Origin of the sequence: Streptomyces sp. NPDC007945, from assembly GCF_042958885.1 — a bacterium.
Lineage (GTDB): Bacteria > Actinomycetota > Actinomycetes > Streptomycetales > Streptomycetaceae > Streptomyces.
The window spans coordinates 113,038-132,123 of sequence record NZ_JBIBJV010000007.1; the positions used below are offsets into that span (position 1 = coordinate 113,038).

Sequence of the window (19,086 nt, forward strand, 5' to 3'; positions counted from 1 at the left end):
CCCCGTTCCCCCTGGGTGTCATGGCACCCCGGGGCGGCCGCGCGGGGTCAGCGCGCGGCGAGCGCGGCCTCGCCGGCGGCGCGCATGGCGGCCAGCGGGGCCTTCGGGGCGCCCGTCATCTGTTCGACCTGGAGCACCGCCTGGTGGACCAGGAGGTCCAGGCCGCCGATGATCTTACCGGCGCGGTCGGACCAGGCGGCGGCGAGCCGGGTCGGCCAGGGGTCGTAGAGGACGTCGAAGAGGGTGCCGGGGCGGTCGGGGACCGCGTCCGCCAGCGCGTCCGTGGCGCCCGCCGGGGTGGTGGCCACGACCAGCGGCGCCGCGAGGGCCTCCGCCGCGTCGTCCCAGGCGGCGGTGCGGACCTCGACGCCGAGGCGCTCGCCCCAGCCCCGCATCTCCGCGGCCCGGGCCTCGCCGCGTACGTAGGCGGTGACCGGGCCCGCGCAGACGCGGGCCAGGGCGGCGAGCGCGGAGGAGGCGGTGGCGCCGGCGCCGAGGATCGCCGCGGACTCCACCTTCTCGACGCCGCGCTCGCGCAGCGCGGCGATCATGCCGGGGATGTCGGTGTTGTCGCCGACCCGGCGACCGTCCTCGCGGAACACCACCGTGTTCACCGCCTCCACGGAGGCGGCCGTCCCGCTGACCTCGTCGAGCAGCGGGATGATCGCCCGCTTCAGCGGCATGGTCAGCGAGAGGCCCGCCCACGAGCCGTCGAGCTCCGCGACGAAGCCGGGCAGCGCCGCCTCGTCGACCTCGAAGCGCTCGTAGGACCAGTCGTCGAGGCCGAGCTCCGCGTACGCGGCCCGGTGCAGGACCGGGGAGAGCGAGTGGGCGATCGGCGAACCGAGGACGGCGGCGCGGCGGCCCGTCTCACTGGTTCGTGGTGGCATTGAACTTGTCCTTCAGCTTCAGGAACTCGGCGTGCGTCTTGGCGAACTCGGTCTTGCTCATGCCGTCCGTGGCGACGAAGTAGATCCAGCCGTCCTTCGTCGGGTCGAGCATCGCGCCGAGGGCCTCGTTGCCGGGGTTGCCGATCGGCCCCGGCGGCAGTCCCTTGTGCTTGTACGTGTTGTACGGGTCGGTGTTCGAGTTCGCCTCGTCCTCGGAGATCTTGATCTCGCTCTGACCCTTCAGGTAGTTGAGGGTCGAGTCGAACTGGAGCAGCTGGAAGGTCTCCTGGTTGTCCGGCTGCAGGCGGTTGTAGACCACCTCGGCCATCTTGCGGAAGTCGTCGTGGGTCTTGCCCTCCGCCTGCACGAGGCTGGCGACCGTGACGAGCTGCCACGCCCCGTCGACGCCCAGCGCCTTCGCCTTCGCGTCGAGGTCGAGCTTCGCGTACTCCTGGTTGGCGCGGTTGACCATCTTCTTGAGGGCCTCCTCGGGCTTGGAGCCCTTCGCCACGGGGTAGCTCGCGGGGAAGAGGAAGCCCTCCAGGGGGTCCTTGACGTTCTTGTGGTTCTTGGCCCAGTCCGGCAGGCCCAGGGTGTCGGCCTTGGAGACGGCGATCTCCTTGGTGCTGCCGGCCGGGAGGCCGAGGCGGGTGTCGATCTGCTCGTACACCCAGGCGTTGCGCTTGCCCTCGGGAATGATGAGGTTGGCCTGGCTCGCCGGATCCAGCATCAGCGCGACCGCGCTCTCCGCCGACATCTCCTTCTTCAGGGTGTAGGCGCCGGCCTGGATCGTGTTGCCCTTCTCGTTCTTCTTCTGGGCCGCGACGAAGGCGTCGACGCTCTTCACGACGCCGGCCTGCTTGAGGATGTTGCCGATCTCGTTGCCGAAGGCGCCCTTCGGGATCTCGACCTGGACCTCGCCGGTGCCACCGCCCGCGAAGTCGGGCGCCTCGCCGAACTGGCCCTGCCAGAACTGGTAGCCGAAGTAGCCGATGCCGCCGACGCCGCCCACCAGGACGGCGGCGACGACGAGGCAGGCCATGCCGTTCTTGCCCTTGCGTTTGCGCTCCTTGCCGCGGCGCTCCCGGTCGCGGTCGTCGCCGCCCCGGCCCCGGCGCGAGGCCGGCGCGTCGTCCTCGGGGGACTCGTCGTCGTCTCCGCCGAAGAAGGGGTGCGACTCCTCCGGCTCCGGCTCGGCCTCCGGTTCCGGGTGGGCGGGCTCGGGCCGCGGCGGCTGCCGGCGGCGGCCCGGCGGCTGCGGCGGCGGGTAGGCCTCGGGCGTGCCGTAGAGGTCGGGCTGCTGGCCGCCGTACGGATCGGCGGGCGGCGCGTTGTAGGCCATGGCGGCCTGCCCGGTCTCCCAGTTGCCGTCGTACACCTGACCGGAATGCCCGGGCGTGTCGTACCCCTGCTCCGGGTACGCCTCGTGCCCCTGGGAACCCTGGTCCGGGTACGCCTCATGTCCCTGGGAACCCTGCTGCGGGTACGCCTCGTGCCCCTGGGGACCCTGGTCCCAGCCGGCCTGCCCGTACGCCTGCGGCTGCGCCTGCTGCGGGTCGGCGTACCCCTGCTGCTGGTACTGCTGCTGGTACGCGGCCTGCTGCTGGGCGTACGGGTCGGTCCCGTAGCCCTGCTGGGCGTACGGGTCCTGGTAGGCCTGGCCACCCTGCGCGTACGGCGTCGCCTGGTGCGGCTGCTGCTGACCTTCCCACCCCTGGTCCCCGTACAAGGGGTCCGCGGGGTGCCACGGTTCGGAGCCAGGGCCCCGGCCATACTCAGTCATCGATCCCCAAACAGCCGCGAGGCTTCCGGACGATCCGCCTCTACGTAGTGCGGCAGCTGTTCGAACACCGCCGCATCGCGCGGAACGTTACCGTATCGCGATCAGATGACCACTTCGACGCCCTCACCGGGCGGATTACCTGATACCCGTTCGGACTCAAGAGCGTTCTGAAGGATGATCACGGCGGCGGCCTGGTCGATGACGGACCGCCCCTTCTTGGACTTCACGCCGGAGGCCCGCAGCCCCTGCGTGGCCGTCACCGTGGTCATCCGCTCGTCGACCAGGCGGACCGGCACCGGGGCCACGCCCTTCGCCATCTCCCTCGCGAAGGCCCGGACCTTCGTGGCCGCGGGGCCCTCCCGCCCGCTGAGCGAGCGGGGCAGGCCCACGACGACCTCGATCGGCTCGTACTCCTCGACGATCTGGCGGAGCCGCCGGTGGGCGGCCGGGACGTCGCGTCCCGGCACGGTCTCCACCGGCGTGGCGAGGACCCCGTCGGGGTCGCACGAGGCGACCCCGATCCGGGCGTCCCCGACGTCGACCGCGATGCGGCGGCCGCGACGCATCGTCACGCCGTCTCCACCACGAGGCGCTCGACGGCGGCGATGGCCTCGCCGACGGCCTCCGGGTTCTGGCCGCCGCCCTGGGCGACGTCCGGCTTGCCGCCGCCACCGCCGCCGAGGGTCTTGGCGGCGGCGCGGACCAGCTCGCCGGCCTTGAGGCCGCGCTCGCGGGCGGCCTCGTTGGTGGCGATGACCGTCAGCGGCTTGCCGTTGGCCGTGGTGAAGAGGGCCACGACGGCCGGGCGGTCGGACGGGATGCGGCCGCGCACGTCCAGGACGAGCTTGCGCAGGTCGTCGGCGCCGGTGCCGTCCGGGACCTGGCCGGTGACCAGGGCGAGACCGCGGATGTCCTGGGCGGAGTCGACCAGGCCGGCGGCGGCCTGGAGGACCTTCTCCGCGCGGAACTTCTCGATCTCCTTCTCGGCGTCCTTCAGCTTGCCGAGCATGGAGGAGATCTTCTCCGGCAGCTCCTCCGAGCGGCCCTTGACCAGCTCCTGGAGCTGGGCGACGACCGTGTGCTCCTTGGCGAGGAAGTTGTACGCGTCGACGCCGACCAGGGCCTCGATGCGGCGCACGCCGGAGCCGATGGAGGACTCGCCGAGGAGCTTCACCAGACCCAGCTGGGCGGTGTTGTGGACGTGGGTGCCGCCGCACAGCTCCTTGGAGAAGTCGCCGATGGTGACGACGCGGACCTGCTCGCCGTACTTCTCGCCGAACTCGGCGATGGCGCCCTGACGCTTGGCCTCGTCGATCGGCATGACCTCGGCGTGGACCTCCAGCTCGCGCGCGAGGACCTCGTTGATCTTCTGCTCGACGTCCATGAGGACCGTGCCGGGGACGGCGTTCGGCGAACCGAAGTCGAAGCGGAAGCGGCCGGGCTGGTTCTCGGAACCGGCCTGGGCGGCCGTCGGGCCGAGGGCGTCGCGCAGGGCCTGGTGGGTGAGGTGGGTGGCCGAGTGGGCGCGGGCGATGGCCCGGCGGCGGCGCACGTCGATGGTGGCGTAGGCGGTGGAGCCGACGGTCACCTCGCCGACCTGGACCGAACCCTTGTGCACCGAGACGCCCGGCACGGGCTGCTGCACGTCGCGGACCTCGATGACGGCACCGGAGTGCAGCCGGATGCGGCCCTGGTCGGCGATCTGGCCGCCGCCCTCGGCGTAGAAGGGCGTGCGGTCGAGGACGACCTCGATCTCGTCGCCCTCGGAGGCGGCCGGCGACGGGACGCCGTTCACCAGGAGGCCGACGACCGTGGACTCGCCCTCGGTGTTGGTGTAGCCGGTGAACTGGGTGGCGCCGGAGGTGTCGGCGATCTCGCGGTAGGCGGAGACGTCGGCGTGGCCGGTCTTCTTGGCCTTGGCGTCGGCCTTGGCCCGGTCCCGCTGCTCCTGCATCAGGCGGCGGAAGCCGGCCTCGTCCACGGAGAGGCCCTGCTCGGCGGCCATCTCCAGGGTGAGGTCGATCGGGAAGCCCCAGGTGTCGTGGAGCAGGAAGGCCTTCTCACCGGCGAGGACCGTGCCGCCGGCGGCCTTGGTCTCCGTGACGGCGGTGTCGAGGATGTTCGTGCCGCCCTTGAGGGCCTTCAGGAACGCGGCCTCCTCGGCGAGGGCGACCGTCTCGATGCGCTTGCGGTCGGTCTCCAGCTCCGGGTACTGCTCGCCCATCGTCCTGATGACCGTGTCGACGAGCTCGCCGACGACCGGGCCGGTGGCACCGAGCAGGCGCATGTTGCGGACGGCGCGGCGCATGATGCGGCGGAGCACGTAGCCGCGGCCCTCGTTGCCCGGGGTGACGCCGTCGCCGATGAGCATGACGGAGGTGCGCATGTGGTCGGCGACCACGCGCAGCGAGACGTCGCTGTCGTGGGTCTTGCCGTAGGCGACGCCGGTCAGCTCGGTGGCCTTGTCGATGACGACCTTGAGGGTGTCCGTCTCGTACATGTTCTGGACGCCCTGGAGGATCATCGCCAGGCGCTCCAGGCCGAGGCCCGTGTCGATGTTCTTGGCGGGCAGGTCGCCGAGGATCGGGAAGTCGTCCTTGCCGGAGCCCTCGCCGCGCTCGTACTGCATGAAGACGAGGTTCCAGATCTCCACGTACCGCTCGTCGTTGACGGCCGGGCCGCCCTCGACGCCGAACTCGGGGCCGCGGTCGTAGTTGATCTCGGAGCAGGGGCCGCAGGGGCCGGGGACGCCCATGGACCAGAAGTTGGGTCCCATGCCGAGGCGCTGGATGCGCTCGGCGGGGACGCCGACGACGTCGCGCCAGATGCGCTCGGCCTCGTCGTCCTGCTCGTAGACGGTGATCCAGAGCTTCTCCGGCTCGAGCCCGTAGCCGCCGTGCTCCACCGGGGTGGTCAGCAGCTCCCAGGCGAGCTTGATGGCGCCTTCCTTGAAGTAGTCGCCGAAGGAGAAGTTGCCGCACATCTGGAAGAACGTGCCGTGGCGGGTGGTCTTGCCGACCTCTTCGATGTCCGGGGTGCGGACGCACTTCTGCACGCTGGAGGCGCGCGTGAAGGGCGGCTTGACCTCACCCAGGAAGTAGGGCTTGAAGGGCACCATGCCGGCGGGGACGAGCAGCAGAGTCGGGTCGTCCGCGATGAGCGACGCCGAAGGGACGACGGTGTGCCCGCGCTCCTCGAAGAAGCTCAGCCAGCGGCGGCGGATTTCAGCCGACTCCATCAGTGGTCCTCATTCCGGTTGTACGAGATCGTGCGCGACGAAAACGTGGTCGTGGTCTTGTGCGGGGTGGGGCCGAGGGCGGCCCGGCGGCGGTGCTCGGGAAGCTCCGGGTCACCGGGAGGCGCTGCGTCGAGGCCGAGGGCCTCGCCCAGTTCGGCCTCCCGCTGGACCATGCCCGCCCTCACGTCGAGGGCGAAGTCCTTGAGCCGGTGGCCCGCCTCGACCGCCTTGTTCGCGGCCTGCGCCGCGAGGCTCTCGGGGGTCAGCTGCTGGATCTTGCGGTTGACCTTCGTGGTGGCCCAGACGCCGGCGGCTGCGCCGGCCGTGAACCAGAACGTACGGCGGAACATCGCGGCTATCGGCCCTTCTGCTTCCGGCGCCGTGCGACCGGCACGGTACGGCCGACGATCACAGTGCGACGCCCGGTGCCGAGCGCCTTGCGGACCCCGTAGCCGAAGGCGGCGACCTTGACGAGCGGGCCCCCGAAGGTGGAGGCGACGGTCGTCGAGAGCGCGGAGGCGTTGGCGGTGACCTCCTGGACGTCCGACGCGATGGCGTCGACCCGGTCCAGCTGGGTCTGCGCCGAGCGGACCGTCGCCGACGCGTCGGCGAGCAGCGGCACGGCCTGCTCGGTCACCTCGGCCACGAGCCGGGTGGTCGCCCTGAGCGTCTGCGCCAGCCTGCCCAGCACCACGGCGAGGAAGGAGACGAGAATCGCCCAGAACACGGCCACCAGGATCCCGGCAACCTCTCCACCGGTCACTCCGCACCGCTCTCTGCTGTCGTCATCAGTCGTTGGGGTCCTGCGAAAAGTCGTCCCCCGAGCCTATCGCGCCGGGGCTGGGACGCCGTACCGCATTAGCGTCCGCGTGGCCGCCCCTCGCACGGGCCCCGCGGGAGCGGATTGTACGGAGCGCGCGCGGGTGAGTACGCTCCGTGTCCCATGCGACGCAGCAACCTCCCGGCGGAGCTCAACCGGTTCGTGGGCCGGGCCGGGGAGCGGGCCGAACTGGCCGCGCTCCTGGCCGAGTCACGGCTCGTCACCGTCCTCGGCGTGGGCGGGGTCGGCAAGACCCGACTCGCCCTGAAGACCGCCGCCGAGGTGCAGAAACGCTCCGGCGAGGAGGTCGCGCTCGCGGAGCTGGCCCCGCTGCGCGACCCCGGGCTCGTCGAGCACGCCCTGATCGAGGCGCTCGGCCTGACCGACCACACGCGCCGCGCGCCCCGCGAGGTGCTGAGGGAGCACCTCGCCGAACGCCGCCTGCTCCTCGTCCTCGACGGCTTCGAGCACCTCGTGGAGGCCTGCGCCCCGCTCGTCCGCGAGCTGCTCGCCGCCGCCCCCGGGCTGACCGTGCTCGCCGCCGGACGCCGGCCGCTGCGGCTGCCCGGCGAGGCCGTCCTGAGGCTGGCGCCGATGACCGAGCCGGACGCCCTCGCGCTGCTCACCGCCCGGGCGGCCGGGGCCGGCGCGCCCGCCCTCGACGACGACGCGTCGGTACGGGAACTGTGCCGGCGGCTCGACGGGATCCCGCTCGCCCTCGAACTGGCCGCGGGCCGGCTGCCGCTGCTCTCCGTCGAGCAGCTGCTGGCCCGGCTCGACGACCGCTTCCGGCTGCTCGGCGGCGGATGCGGGGTCCTCCCCCGCCACCAGACGCTGCGCACCGCGATCGGCTGGAGCCACGAGCTGTGCACGCCCGAGGAGCGCCTGCTGTGGGCGCGCCTCTCGGTCTTCGCCGGCCCCTTCGACCTGGAGGCCGTGGAGTACGTGTGCGGGGGCCCGGACCTGCCGCAGGACGCGGTCCTCGACGTGCTGGGCGGACTGCTCGCGCAGTCGCTGGTGACCCGGGAGGACACGGCGGCGGGCCCGGGCTACCGGATGCTCGACACGGTGGCGGCGTACGGGGCGGAGTGGCTGGCGCAGCTCGGGGACACCGAGCGGATGCGGCGGCGGCACCGGGACTGGTACATGGGCCTGGCGACCTGGTGCGAGCTGGAGTGGTTCAGCCCCCGGCAGGCGGAGGTGGCGGCGCGGACCGCGGCGGCGCTGCCGAACCTGCGGGCGGCGCTCGACCTGTGCCTGGAGCTGCCGGAGGACGCGCACCTGGCCCAGCACCTGGCGGGGACGCTCTGGTTCGCGTGGGTGGGGTGCGGGCGGCTCGCGGAGGGGCGGCACTGGCTGGACCGGGCGCTGGCCCTGGAGTCGGGACACGAGGAGGCGCGGCTGAAGGCGCTGTGGGTGCTCGGCTACGTGGCGGTCCTGCAGGGTGACCCGACGGCGGCGGTGGCGGCCCTGCACTCCTGCCGGGAGCGGGCACGGGCCTCGCGGAACCGGCTGGCGGAGGCGTACGCGACGCACCGGATGGGCTGTCTGGCGCTGCTCACGGACGACTTCCCGCGCGCCGAGGAGCTGCTGGGCCGGGCGCTCGACGCGTACGGCGAGCTGGGCGAGCTGAACAGCAATGTGCTCATGGGGCGGGTCGAGCTGGCGATGGCGCGGGCCTTCCGGGGCGATCTGGAGGGCGCGACGGCGATCTGCCGGGAGGTGCGGGAGGTTTGCGAGGAGCGCGGGGAGCGGTGGACGCGGGCGTACGCGCTCTATGTGCTCGCCTACTCGGCCTGGACGCGGGGCGCGCCGGCGCGGGCGCGGGAGCTGCTCGTGGAGTGCGTGACGATCAACCACCTCTTCCGCGACCTGGTGGGCGTGGTCCTCGCCGTGGAGCTGCTGGCGCTGGTCACGGTGAGCGAGGGCGACGCGGTGGAGGCAGCGGTGCTCCAGGGGGCGGCGCTGTCGCTGTGGGACGCGGTGGGGATCCAGCTCTTCGGCTCCGCCTCCTTCGACGGGCCGCGGGCGCTGTGCGCGGGGCGGGCAGCGGAGGAGCTGGGGGCGGAGCGGTACGCGGAGGCGCTGCGGTTCGGCCGGGGGCTGTCGCTGGACGAGACGGTGGAGCGGGCGGTCGTGGACCGGCGGGCGGAAGGGGAGGGCGGGCGGCCGGAGGAGGCGGCGCCGCGGCCGTTCCGCTCCGCGCGTCCGCCGGTGGTCCCGGGAACGCGGAAGCCCGCCGGCTCCCCCACCGGCAAGGGCGGGGAAGCGGCGGGCTGAACACCGCGGGGGTGAGTCCTGCGCGCTGCTGAAATCAGCGGGCGTAGTACTCGACGACCAGCTGCTCGTCGCAGATGACCGGGATCTCCTTGCGGTTCGGCTCGCGGTCCAGGCGGAAGGCCAGGGCCTTGAGGTTGACCTGGAGGTAGCGCGGGGTCTCGCCGTCGGGGGCGAAGCCACCCTCGCGGGCGACCTGGAACAGGGTCTTCGCGCGGGACTTCTCGCGGACCATCACGACGTCGTCGGGACGGACGCGGAAGGACGGCTTGTCGACCTTGCCACCGTTGACCTGGATGTGGCCGTGGACGACCATCTGACGGGCCTGGTAGATGGTGCGGGCGATGCCCGAACGCAGGACCAGGGCGTCGAGGCGGCGCTCGAGCTCGACGACCAGCGCCTCGCCCGTCTTGCCCTCGGCCTTCTTGGCACGGTCGTAGGCGCGCGCCATCTGGCGCTCGCTGATGTCGTACTGGGCGCGCAGACGCTGCTTCTCGAGCAGACGGACCTTGTAGTCCGAGTTCTGCTTGCGACCGCGGCCGTGCTCGCCCGGCGGGTAGGGGCGGGCCTCGAAGTACTTGACGGCCTTCGGCGTCAGCGCGATACCGAGCGCACGGGACTTCTTGACCTTGGGGCGGGCCTGGTTCGGCATGAACCAACCTCTCTGTCTGAACGAAAACGGCTTCACCAGTGGTTAGGGAGGTCGCAATCCGCAGCCGGAAAAACCCTCCGGGCCCCACGAGGGACCTGTCGGGCAGCCGCTTCCCGGTCTGGGCACGTACGTGCAGCACGCGAACGACCCACCGCCGGTCCCGGGAACCCGGGGGGTGGTGGGTGGCACGCGACACCTTCGAGGTGCGCGACGCTCCTGGAAACCCTGCCCGGGGGCCGGGTCTCCTGCTGACTGTCCCGCTCTGGTGGCGCCGACCTGGGGCCGGACACGGGACGCAGCGATCCCGACCAGTGTACCGGCTCCCCGGAGCGCCGCCGCCCGCGGTCCCGGCCAGCCCGGGAGGGCGGGTCAGGCGTCGCCCCGCAGGCGCCCGCGGACCTTCTCCACGACGTCCGCGTAGCGGGCCTCCGCGCCGTAGCGGGTGGGTTCGTAGTAGCGCTTGCCGTGCAGGGCGTCGGGGGCGTACTGCTGGGCGGCGATCGCGCCGGGCACGTCGTGCGGGTACACGTACCCCTGGGCGTGCCCGAGCTTGGCGGCGCCCTTGTAGTGGCCGTCGCGGAGGTGGGCCGGGACGGGCCCCGCGAGGCCGTTCCTGACGTCCTCGCGGGCGGCGGAGATCGCGGTCGTCGCGGCGTTGGACTTCGGGGCCAGCGCCAGGGCGATGGTGGCGTGGCTGAGGGTGAGGGCGGCCTCCGGGAAGCCGATCATGGCGACGGCCTGGGCGGCGGCGACCGCGAGCGGCAGGGCCTGCGGGTCGGCGAGGCCGATGTCCTCGCTGGCGGAGATCATCAGGCGGCGGGCGATGAAGCGGGGGTCCTCCCCGGCCTCGATCATGCGGGCGAGGTAGTGCAGCGCCGCGTCCACGTCGGAGCCGCGGATGGACTTGATGAGGGCGCTGGCGACGTCGTAGTGCTGGTCGCCGTCCCGGTCGTACGTCACGGCGGCCCGGTCGACGGCCTCCTCCACGGTCCGCAGCGTGATCTCCCGCTCGCCCTTGGCGAGGGCGCCGCCCGCGGCCGCCTCCAGGGCGGTGAGGGCGCGCCGGGCGTCGCCGCCGGCGATCCGCAGCAGGTGGGCGCGGGCGTCGTCCTGGAGCTCGACGGCGCCGCCGAGTCCGCGCTCCTCGGTGACGGCCCGGTCCATGAGGCCGCTGAGGTCCTCGTCGGTGAGCGGTTCCAGGGTGAGGAGCAGGGAGCGGGACAGGAGCGGGGAGATCACCGAGAAGTAGGGGTTCTCGGTGGTGGCGGCGATGAGGGTGACCCAGCGGTTCTCCACGGCGGGGAGCAGCGAGTCCTGCTGCGCCTTGGAGAAGCGGTGGATCTCGTCGAGGAAGAGGACGGTCTCCTTGCCGTAGCCGCCGGAGGCGCGGCGGGCGCCGTCGATGACGGCCCGGACCTCCTTGACGCCTGCGGTGATCGCGGAGAGCTCCACGAAGCGCTTGTCGGTGGCCTTGGAGACCACGTACGCGAGGGTGGTCTTGCCGATGCCCGGCGGGCCCCAGAGGATCACGGAGGAGGCGCCGGCGGGGCCGCCGCTCTCCCCGACGAGCCGCCGCAGCGGCGAGCCGGGCTTGAGCAGGTGCCGCTGGCCCACCACCTCGTCGAGGGTGCGGGGGCGCATCCGGACCGCCAGCGGGCTGCTGGTCGGGTCCTTCTCCTGGCGTTCTTCGGCGGCTGCGGTAAAGAGGTCGGGCTCCACGTCCATGAAGCCTAGGTCACGCCACCGACAAGCCGGGTGCCGCCGGTCAGCTCGTCCAGAAGTCCCACCAGCGGGTCAGGATCAGCATGCCGATGATCCCGATGTGCAGGGCGGGCAGGACCCAGGTGAACTCGGCGAAGAAGGTCCGCAGGCCGGCCGGGGCGGGGAGGACGCCCGCGCGGACGTTGTGCGAGGTCACGTACCAGAACATGACGATGGTGGCGACCCAGGCGAGGCAGCACCAGAGGCACAGCGAGTTGATCTCGTACAGGGACTGCTGCATGAGCCAGGTGCAGAAGCCGACGCCGAAGAGGGTGCCTGCGTTGAGGCCGAGCCAGTACCAGCGGCGGTGGCGGGCGCCCGCGAGGAGCCCGGCGCCGATGGCGACCACCATGCCGTAGGTGACCAGGCCGAGCATGGGGTTGGGGAAGCCGAAGACCGAGGCCTGCTCGCTCTTCATGATGTTCCCGCAGGACACGATGGGGTTCAGGCTGCACCCGGGGACGAAGGTCGGGTCCTCCAGGAGCTTGAACTTGTCGAGGGTGATGACCCAGGCGGCGAGGAGCCCGGCGGCTCCGGTGATCACCAGGAGCCAGGCGAGGCCCTTGCTCGCGCCGATGGTCCCCGGCGTCCCCGTCGTCTCCGCAGCGGCGTCTCTCATCTGCCCTTTTCTCCCGCTTTCCCTCGCTCGCAAGCCTGGCGGCCCCCGCCATTCTGCAACACGGCGTACGCCGTCGGGCGTGCGCCGGGCATGAGGGAGGGCCCGGCCGCGCGTGGCGGACCGGGCCCTCTCCCGGGATGCGGCCGTCAGCCGAGCAGTTCCCGGACGGCGTCGAGGATCCCGTCCGTGGGGACCGCGCGCTGCTCGCCGGACTCCATGTCCTTGAGCTGGACCACGCCCTCGGCGAGGTCGCGCTCGCCGGCGACGAGGGCGAGGCGGGCGCCGGAGCGGTTGGCGTCCTTCATGGCCCCCTTGAGGCCCTTGCCGCCGAAGGAGAAGTCGGCCGCGATGCCGGCCCGGCGCAGCTCGGTGACCTTGCCGAAGAGGATCCGGCGGGCCTCCTCGCCGATCGCCACGGCGAAGACGCTGGTGGGGGCCGGAAGGTCGAGCTCGACGCCCTCCGCCTCCAGGGCGAGGACGGTGCGGTCGACGCCGAGCGCCCAGCCGACGGACGGCAGCGCGGGGCCGCCGATCATCTCGGAGAGGCCGTCGTAGCGTCCGCCGCCGCCGACGGCGGACTGGGAGCCGAGGCCGTCGTGGACGAACTCGAAGGTGGTCCGGGTGTAGTAGTCGAGGCCGCGGACCAGCTTCGGGTCGTCCTCGAAGACCACGCCGGCGGCGGTGATCAGCTCGCGGACCTGCTCGTGGTACGCCGTGCAGGCGTCGCACAGGTGGTCGCGGAGCAGCGGGGCGTCGACGAGCTGCTTCTGCACGTCGGCCCGCTTGTCGTCGAGGACCCGCAGCGGGTTGATCTCGGCGCGCCGCAGGGTCTCCTCGTCGAGGTCGAGGCCGCGCAGGAAGGTCTGCAGGGCCTCGCGGTAGGCGGGGCGGCACTCCTTGTCGCCGAGCGAGTTCAGCAGGATGCGGTACTGGCGCAGGCCGAGGGAGCGGTACGCCTGGTCGGCCAGGATGATCAGCTCGGCGTCGAGCGCCGGGTCCTCGGCGCCGATCGCCTCGGCGCCGACCTGCGAGAAGTGGCGGTAGCGGCCGGCCTGGGCGCGCTCGTAGCGGTAGTACGAGCCGGAGTACCAGAGCTTGACCGGCAGGTTGCCCTGCTTGTGCAGGTTGGCCTGGAGGGCCGCGCGGAGCACGGAGGCGGTGCCCTCGGGGCGCAGGGCGAGCTGGTCGCCGCCCTTCGTGGTCAGGGTGTACATCTCCTTGGTGACGATGTCGGTGGACTCGCCGACGCCGCGCGCGAAGAGGTTCACGTCCTCGAAGCCGGGGGTCTCGACGTAGCCGTAGCCGGCGTTCCTCGCCTGGGTGGAGATGGCGTCCCGGACCGCCAGGAAGACGGCGGAGCGCGGGGGGATCAGGTCGTACGTGCCCTTGGGGGCCTGAAAGGTGCTCACGGAGGTTCTCGTCACATTCCTCGTCGGGGAGCGTCCGTGCTCCCGAGGCCGGAGGCCACCTGCCGCAGATACGGGTTGGTGGCGCGCTCCTGGCCGATGGTCGTCTGGGGACCGTGGCCGGACAGGACGACGGTCGAGTTGTCGAGCGGCAGGACCACGCGGGTCAGCGACGCGAGCATCTCGTCCATGTCACCGCCGGGCAGGTCGGTGCGGCCGATGGAGCCGGCGAACAGCAGGTCGCCGGAGAAGAGGACGGAGGGGATCTCCGTCGTCTCCGGCGTCCGGAAGGTCACCGACCCCTTGGTATGACCGGGCGCGTGCGCGACGGAGAACTCCATGCCGGCGAGCTTCAGCGCGGCGCCGTCGGTGAGCTCGTGCACGTCGTCCGGCTCGCCCACGGTCAGCTCGCCCATGAGGGGCATCCCGATGGAGCGGCCGAGGGCGCGCTCCGGATCGCTCATCATGTACCGGTCGGCGGGGTGGATCCACGCCGGTACGTCATGGGCGCCGCAGACCGGGACGACGGAGGCGACGTGGTCGATGTGGCCATGGGTGAGGACCACCGCGACGGGCTTGAGCCGATGCTTCTTCAGCGTCTCCTCGACTCCCTGGGCGGCCTGGTGGCCCGGGTCGACGATGACGCACTCCTCGCCTGCGGCGGGGGCGACCACGTAGCAGTTGGTGCCCCAGGCCCCGGCGGGGAACCCGGCAATCAGCACGATCGTCCTTCTGTGTCGTCCGGCAGATGACTGCGGCCTTGCGGAATGCAGCAGATCAGAGCCTACCGGCGCTGCGTATTCCACAGCCAACCCGTATACGGTACGGGCACATCCGGCCAGGACAGGAACACACGACCGACAAGGAGCGGACCCGGTGGTCACCAGCGATCAGCGGCGGCGGCAGCTCGCCAGGGACAAGTACGCGCGCCAGCAGCAGCGACGGGCGGAGGCGCAGCGCAAGGCCAAACGCCGCACCGCGGTGATCGCGGCCTCCCTCGCGGTGGTGCTCGCCGCGGGCGGAGCGGTGTACGCCTCGGTGCAGTTCCTGGGGGACGACTCCAAGAACACCGAGGCGGAGGCCCCGGCCGGCGAGCCGAAGATGGGCATCGAGGCCAAGGGCGCGTACGCCATGGCCCTGAAGACCAACGAGGGCGACATCACGATCACCATGGACGCGGCGAAGACCCCGCGCACGGTGAACTCGTTCAAGCACCTCGCCGACAAGAAGTACTTCGACGGCACCAAGTGCCACCGGCTCACCACCGCCGGCATCTTCGTCCTCCAGTGCGGCGACCCCGAGGGCACCGGCATGGGCGGCCCCGGCTACACGATCCCGGACGAGAACCTCGACGCCCTGGGCAAGGCCGGCGCCGACGGCAAGGTGACCTACAAGGCCGGCACGGTCGCCATGGCCAACACGGGACAGCCCGGCACCGGCGGCTCGCAGTTCTTCCTCGTCTACAAGGACTCGAAGCTGCCGCCGCAGTACACCCCCTTCGGCACGATCGACGCGGCCGGTCTGGCGGCGGTGCAGAAGGTCGGCGCCGCGGGCGTCGAGGGCGGGCAGGGCGACGGGGCCCCGAAGAAGCCGGTCACCATCGAGAAGGCGACCGTCTCCGCGAAGTGACGCCGGGGGCGGCGGCGGACGGCGGCCCGGAGGTCGGCACCCGCGTCACCGTGGAATTTCGGTGGCGCCGAGTGCGGACAGCCGGGCCGCCGTTCGCCTAGATTGGCGTTGTGCGGCGCGGTCCGATCGTCGGCCGCGCGGCGAAGGCGGGCGAGGCCCGCCCAGGAACTGTGGACGATGCCCGGGGGTCACCACCCCGACGAGGGCATCATGGTGAGGAGGCGCTGTGAGCAGCGACCCGTGGGGCCGTGTCGACGAGACGGGCACCGTGTACGTGCGGACGGCCGAGGGTGAGAAGGTCGTCGGATCCTGGCAGGCGGGCACCCCCGAGGAGGCGCTGGCCTACTTCGAGCGCAAGTACGAGGGCCTGGTTGTCGAGATCGGCCTCCTCGAGAAGCGGGTGAAGACCACCGACCTCTCGGCGAAGGACGCCCAGACGGCGATCGAGCACATCCGGCAGCAGATCGACGAGCACCACGCCGTCGGCGACCTGGCCGCGCTCTCCGCCCGCCTGGACCAGCTCGTGGCGACGGTGGACTCCCGCCGCGAGGAGCGCAAGGCGCAGAAGGCCAAGCAGGCCGACGAGGCCCGCTCCGCCAAGGAGGCCCTGGTCACCGAGGCCGAGGAGCTGGCGCAGAGCGAGCAGTGGCGGGTCGCCGGCGAGCGGCTGCGGGCGCTCGTGGACACCTGGAAGGGCCTGCCCCGGCTGGACCGCAAGTCCGACGACGAGCTGTGGCACCGCTTCTCGCACGCCCGCTCGGCCTTCTCCAAGCGCCGCAAGGCCCACTTCGCCCAGCTCGACGCGCAGCGCGAGGAGGCCCGCAAGACCAAGGAGCGCCTGGCCGCCGAGGCCGAGGCGCTGCAGAACTCGACCGACTGGGGCGCGACCGCGGCCCGCTACCGCGAGCTCATGGCCGAGTGGAAGGCCGCGGGGCGCGCGCAGCGCGAGCACGAGGACGACCTGTGGAACCGCTTCCGCGGGGCCCAGGACGTCTTCTTCGCGGCCCGGTCCGGGGTCTTCGCCGAGCGGGACGCGGAGCAGACCGAGAACCTGGCGCTGAAGGAGGAGCTCGCCGGCGAGGCCGAGAAGCTGCTGCCGGTGACGGACCTCAAGGCCGCCCGCGCCGCCTTCCGCGCGCTCAACGAGCGCTGGGAGGCCATCGGCCACGTGCCGCGCGACGCCCGCCCGAAGGTGGAGGGCCGGATGCAGGCGGTGGAGCGGGCGATCCAGGAGGCCGAGGAGGCCGAGTGGCGCCGCACCAACCCGGAGGCACGCGCGCGTGCCGCGGGTCTCACCGGCCAGCTCCAGGACGCCGTCGAGAAGCTGCGCAAGCAGATCGACGCCGCCCGGGCGGCGGGCAACGACGCCAAGGCCGACAAGCTCGCCAAGGAGCTGGAGGGCCGCCAGGCCCTGCTCGACCAGGCCCTGAAGGGCCTGCAGGAGTTCGGCGGCTGATCCGGCGGGAGACAGCGGTACGAGGAAGGGCCCCCGGCACGCGCCGGGGGCCCTTCCTCGTACGTACCGGGCGAACGGCTACGGGCGCCGCGCGCTGGTCACGCGGTAGACGTCGTACACGCCCTCGACGCCCCGGACCGCCTTGAGGACGTGCCCCAGGTGCTTCGGGTCGCCCATCTCGAAGGTGAAGCGGGAGGTGGCCACCCGGTCGCGGGAGGTCTGGACGGCCGCCGAGAGGATGTTGACGTGCTGGTCCGAGAGGACCCGCGTGACGTCCGAGAGGAGCCGGGAGCGGTCCAGCGCCTCGACCTGGATGGCGACCAGGAAGACCGAGGACTGGGTCGGGGCCCACTCGACCTCCAGGATCCGCTCCGGCTCCCGGGACAGCGAGTCGACGTTGACGCAGTCGCTGCGGTGGACCGAGACGCCGCTGCCGCGGGTGACGAAGCCGATGATCGGGTCGCCGGGCACCGGGGTGCAACAGCGGGCGAGCTTGACCCACACGTCCTCGACGCCCTTGACGACCACGCCCGGGTCGGCGTTGGAGCGCCGCTTGGAACGTCCGCGGGTGGGCGGCGCCGTCTCGTCGATGTCCTCGGTGGCGGCCTCCTCGCCGCCGAGCGCCTGCACCAGCTTCTGCACGATGGACTGGGCCGTGACGTGGCCCTCGCCGATCGCCGCGTACAGCGAGGAGATGTCGGTGTAGCGCAGCTCGTGGGCGAGGGTGACGAGGGAGTCGCCGGTGAGGATCCGCTGGATCGGCAGGTTCTGCTTGCGCATGGCCCGCGCGATGGCGTCCTTGCCCTGCTCGATGGCCTCGTCGCGGCGCTCCTTGGAGAACCAGGCGCGGATCTTGTTGCGGGCGCGCGGGGACTTGACGAAGCCGAGCCAGTCGCGGGAGGGCCCGGCACCGGCGGCCTTGGAGGTGAACACCTCGACCAGGTCGCCGTTGTCGAGGGTGGATTCGAGCGGCACGAGGCGGCCGTTCACCCGGGCCCCTATGGTGCGGTGCCCGACCTCGGTGTGGACGGCGTAGGAGAAGTCGACCGGGGTGGCGCCTGCGGGCAGCGCGATGACGTCGCCCTTGGGCGTGAAGACGAAGACCTCGTTGCGGGAGAGGTCGAAGCGGAGGGACTCCAGGAACTCGCCCGGGTCCTCGGTCTCCTTCTGCCAGTCGAGGAGCTGGCGCAGCCACGCCATGTCGTTGAGGTGGTCGTCCTTGCCCGTGTTCCTCGGGACGTCGGTGCGGACCTTGGAGGCGCCGGCGACGGCCTCCTGCTTGTACTTCCAGTGCGCGGCGATGCCGTACTCGGCGCGGCGGTGCATGTCGAAGGTGCGGATCTGCAGCTCGACGGGCTTGCCGTTGGGGCCGATGACCGTCGTGTGCAGCGACTGGTACATGTTGAACTTCGGCATCGCGATGTAGTCCTTGAACCGGCCGGGGACCGGGTTCCATCGCGCGTGGACGGTGCCGAGGGCCGCGTAGCAGTCGCGGACGGTGTCCACGAGGACGCGGATGCCGACCAGGTCGTAGATCTCCGCGAAGTCACGGCCGCGGACGATCATCTTCTGGTAGACGCTGTAGTAGTGCTTGGGGCGGCCGGTGACGGTCGCCTTGATGCGGGCGGCGCGCAGGTCGGTCTGGACCTCGTCGGTCACTATCGCGAGGTACTCGTCCCGCTTGGGGGCGCGCTCGGCGACGAGCCGGACGATCTCGTCGTACATCTTGGGGTAGAGGATCGCGAAGGCGAGGTCCTCCAGCTCCCACTTGATGGTGTTCATGCCCAGCCGGTGGGCCAGCGGGGCGTAGATCTCCAGGGTCTCGCGGGCCTTCTTCTCCTGCTTCTCCCGCTTGAGGTAGCGCATGGTGCGCATGTTGTGCAGGCGGTCGGCGAGCTTGATGACGAGGACCCGGGGGTCCTTCGCCATGGCGACGACCATCTTGCGGACGGTCTCGGCCTGCGCGGCCTCGCCGAACCTGACCTTGTCGAGCTTGGTGACGCCGTCGACGAGCAGCGTGACCTGGTCGCCGAAGTCGCGGCGCAGGTCCTCCAGGCCGTACTCGGTGTCCTCGACGGTGTCGTGCAGGAGGCCGGCCATCAGCGTCGCCGGGTCCATGCCGAGCTCGGCGAGGATGGTGGTGACGGCGAGCGGATGGGTGATGTACGGGTCGCCGCTCTTGCGCTTCTGGCCCCGGTGCCAGCGCTCCGCGACCTGGTAGGCGCGCTCGATCTGGCGCAAAGTGGCCGTTTCGATCTTCGGATCGTTGGAGCGGACGATCCGCAGCAGGGGTTCGAGCACCGGGTTGTACGGAGACGAGCGCTGCACCCCGAGCCGGGCGAGGCGGGCGCGCACCCGGTTGGAGGACCCGCCGGAGCGGGTGGGCGCGGGGGTCGGCGCGGGAGCGGGCGCAGCAGGCTTCGGCCTGGTCTCCGCGGGCTTGTCCTGGGGCGTGCCGGTTCCCTGCGCGGCCTGCTGGGCCTCGGGGTCGGGCTGCGCGGCGGAGAGTGACTGGGCCTCGTCTGGCAAAGAGCGCTCCTCTGGGATCTCCCCGG

General features: G+C 72.0%; 15 protein-coding genes. 3 read left to right on the plus strand and 12 right to left on the minus strand.

Annotated features, from left to right (window positions below):
* Nucleotides 1–47 precede the first annotated feature (47 nt).
* The 6 genes from ACFZCF_RS22825 to ACFZCF_RS22850 all read right to left on the minus strand — a co-directional run bounded on the left by ACFZCF_RS22825 (nt 48) and on the right by ACFZCF_RS22850 (nt 6,674).
* Complete coding sequence (locus tag ACFZCF_RS22825) at nt 48–890, minus strand: shikimate dehydrogenase (protein WP_388446764.1); 843 nt, start codon at nt 888–890, stop codon at nt 48–50.
* Nucleotides 871–2,673: an endolytic transglycosylase MltG gene (mltG, locus tag ACFZCF_RS22830; RefSeq protein ID WP_391288406.1), complete on the minus strand. Its 1,803-nt coding sequence runs from the start codon at nt 2,671–2,673 to the stop codon at nt 871–873. Before mltG ends, ACFZCF_RS22825 begins: the two co-directional genes overlap by 20 nt.
* A 101-nt stretch (nt 2,674–2,774) precedes the next feature.
* Nucleotides 2,775–3,239 carry a Holliday junction resolvase RuvX gene (gene ruvX / locus ACFZCF_RS22835; RefSeq protein WP_200428327.1) on the minus strand — a complete coding sequence of 155 codons (465 nt, stop codon included), beginning with the start codon at nt 3,237–3,239 and terminating at the stop codon, nt 2,775–2,777.
* 2 nt (nt 3,240–3,241) lie between these two features.
* On the minus strand, nt 3,242–5,911 hold the full coding sequence (gene alaS / locus ACFZCF_RS22840) for an alanine--tRNA ligase (RefSeq protein WP_391288408.1): 2,670 nt from the start codon (nt 5,909–5,911) through the stop codon (nt 3,242–3,244).
* Nucleotides 5,911–6,261, minus strand: coding sequence for a DUF6167 family protein (locus tag ACFZCF_RS22845; protein WP_388446773.1), 351 nt, complete (start codon nt 6,259–6,261; stop codon nt 5,911–5,913). Before ACFZCF_RS22845 ends, alaS begins: the two co-directional genes overlap by 1 nt.
* Nucleotides 6,262–6,266: 5 nt before the next feature.
* Complete coding sequence (locus tag ACFZCF_RS22850) at nt 6,267–6,674, minus strand: DUF948 domain-containing protein (RefSeq protein ID WP_391288413.1); 408 nt, start codon at nt 6,672–6,674, stop codon at nt 6,267–6,269.
* 180 nt (nt 6,675–6,854) lie between these two features.
* Between ACFZCF_RS22850 and ACFZCF_RS22855 the strand changes: the two genes are divergently transcribed.
* Nucleotides 6,855–9,011, plus strand: a complete 2,157-nt coding sequence (locus tag ACFZCF_RS22855; RefSeq protein WP_391288415.1) for an ATP-binding protein — start codon at nt 6,855–6,857, stop codon at nt 9,009–9,011.
* A gap of 34 nt (nt 9,012–9,045) precedes the next feature.
* Here ACFZCF_RS22855 and rpsD read toward each other — a convergent pair whose 3' ends face one another.
* The 5 genes from rpsD to ACFZCF_RS22880 all read right to left on the minus strand — a co-directional run bounded on the left by rpsD (nt 9,046) and on the right by ACFZCF_RS22880 (nt 14,168).
* Nucleotides 9,046–9,660, minus strand: a complete 615-nt coding sequence (gene rpsD / locus ACFZCF_RS22860; protein WP_043228069.1) for a 30S ribosomal protein S4 — start codon at nt 9,658–9,660, stop codon at nt 9,046–9,048.
* A gap of 369 nt (nt 9,661–10,029) precedes the next feature.
* Complete coding sequence (locus tag ACFZCF_RS22865; protein WP_388447357.1) at nt 10,030–11,379, minus strand: replication-associated recombination protein A; 1,350 nt, start codon at nt 11,377–11,379, stop codon at nt 10,030–10,032.
* Nucleotides 11,380–11,425: 46 nt separating this feature from the next.
* Entirely contained in the window at nt 11,426–12,040 is a 615-nt protein-coding gene (locus tag ACFZCF_RS22870) for a vitamin K epoxide reductase family protein (RefSeq protein ID WP_388446784.1), read from the minus strand.
* Between the two features lie 146 nt (nt 12,041–12,186).
* Nucleotides 12,187–13,449 (minus strand): histidine--tRNA ligase, encoded by a 1,263-nt coding sequence (gene hisS / locus ACFZCF_RS22875; RefSeq protein WP_391288417.1) that lies wholly within the window; start codon nt 13,447–13,449, stop codon nt 12,187–12,189.
* An 11-nt stretch (nt 13,450–13,460) separates the two neighbouring features.
* Nucleotides 13,461–14,168, minus strand: coding sequence for an MBL fold metallo-hydrolase (locus tag ACFZCF_RS22880; protein WP_388446790.1), 708 nt, complete (start codon nt 14,166–14,168; stop codon nt 13,461–13,463).
* Nucleotides 14,169–14,322: 154 nt separating this feature from the next.
* Between ACFZCF_RS22880 and ACFZCF_RS22885 the strand changes: the two genes are divergently transcribed.
* Together ACFZCF_RS22885 and ACFZCF_RS22890 are read left to right on the plus strand one after the other, a co-directional pair.
* On the plus strand, nt 14,323–15,075 hold the full coding sequence (locus tag ACFZCF_RS22885) for a peptidylprolyl isomerase (protein WP_388446794.1): 753 nt from the start codon (nt 14,323–14,325) through the stop codon (nt 15,073–15,075).
* Nucleotides 15,076–15,301: 226 nt separating this feature from the next.
* Nucleotides 15,302–16,531, plus strand: a complete 1,230-nt coding sequence (locus ACFZCF_RS22890; RefSeq protein ID WP_391288420.1) for a DUF349 domain-containing protein — start codon at nt 15,302–15,304, stop codon at nt 16,529–16,531.
* 78 nt (nt 16,532–16,609) lie between these two features.
* Here ACFZCF_RS22890 and ACFZCF_RS22895 read toward each other — a convergent pair whose 3' ends face one another.
* Entirely contained in the window at nt 16,610–19,060 is a 2,451-nt protein-coding gene (locus ACFZCF_RS22895) for a RelA/SpoT family protein (RefSeq protein ID WP_391288422.1), read from the minus strand.
* Nucleotides 19,061–19,086: the final 26 nt, after the last annotated feature.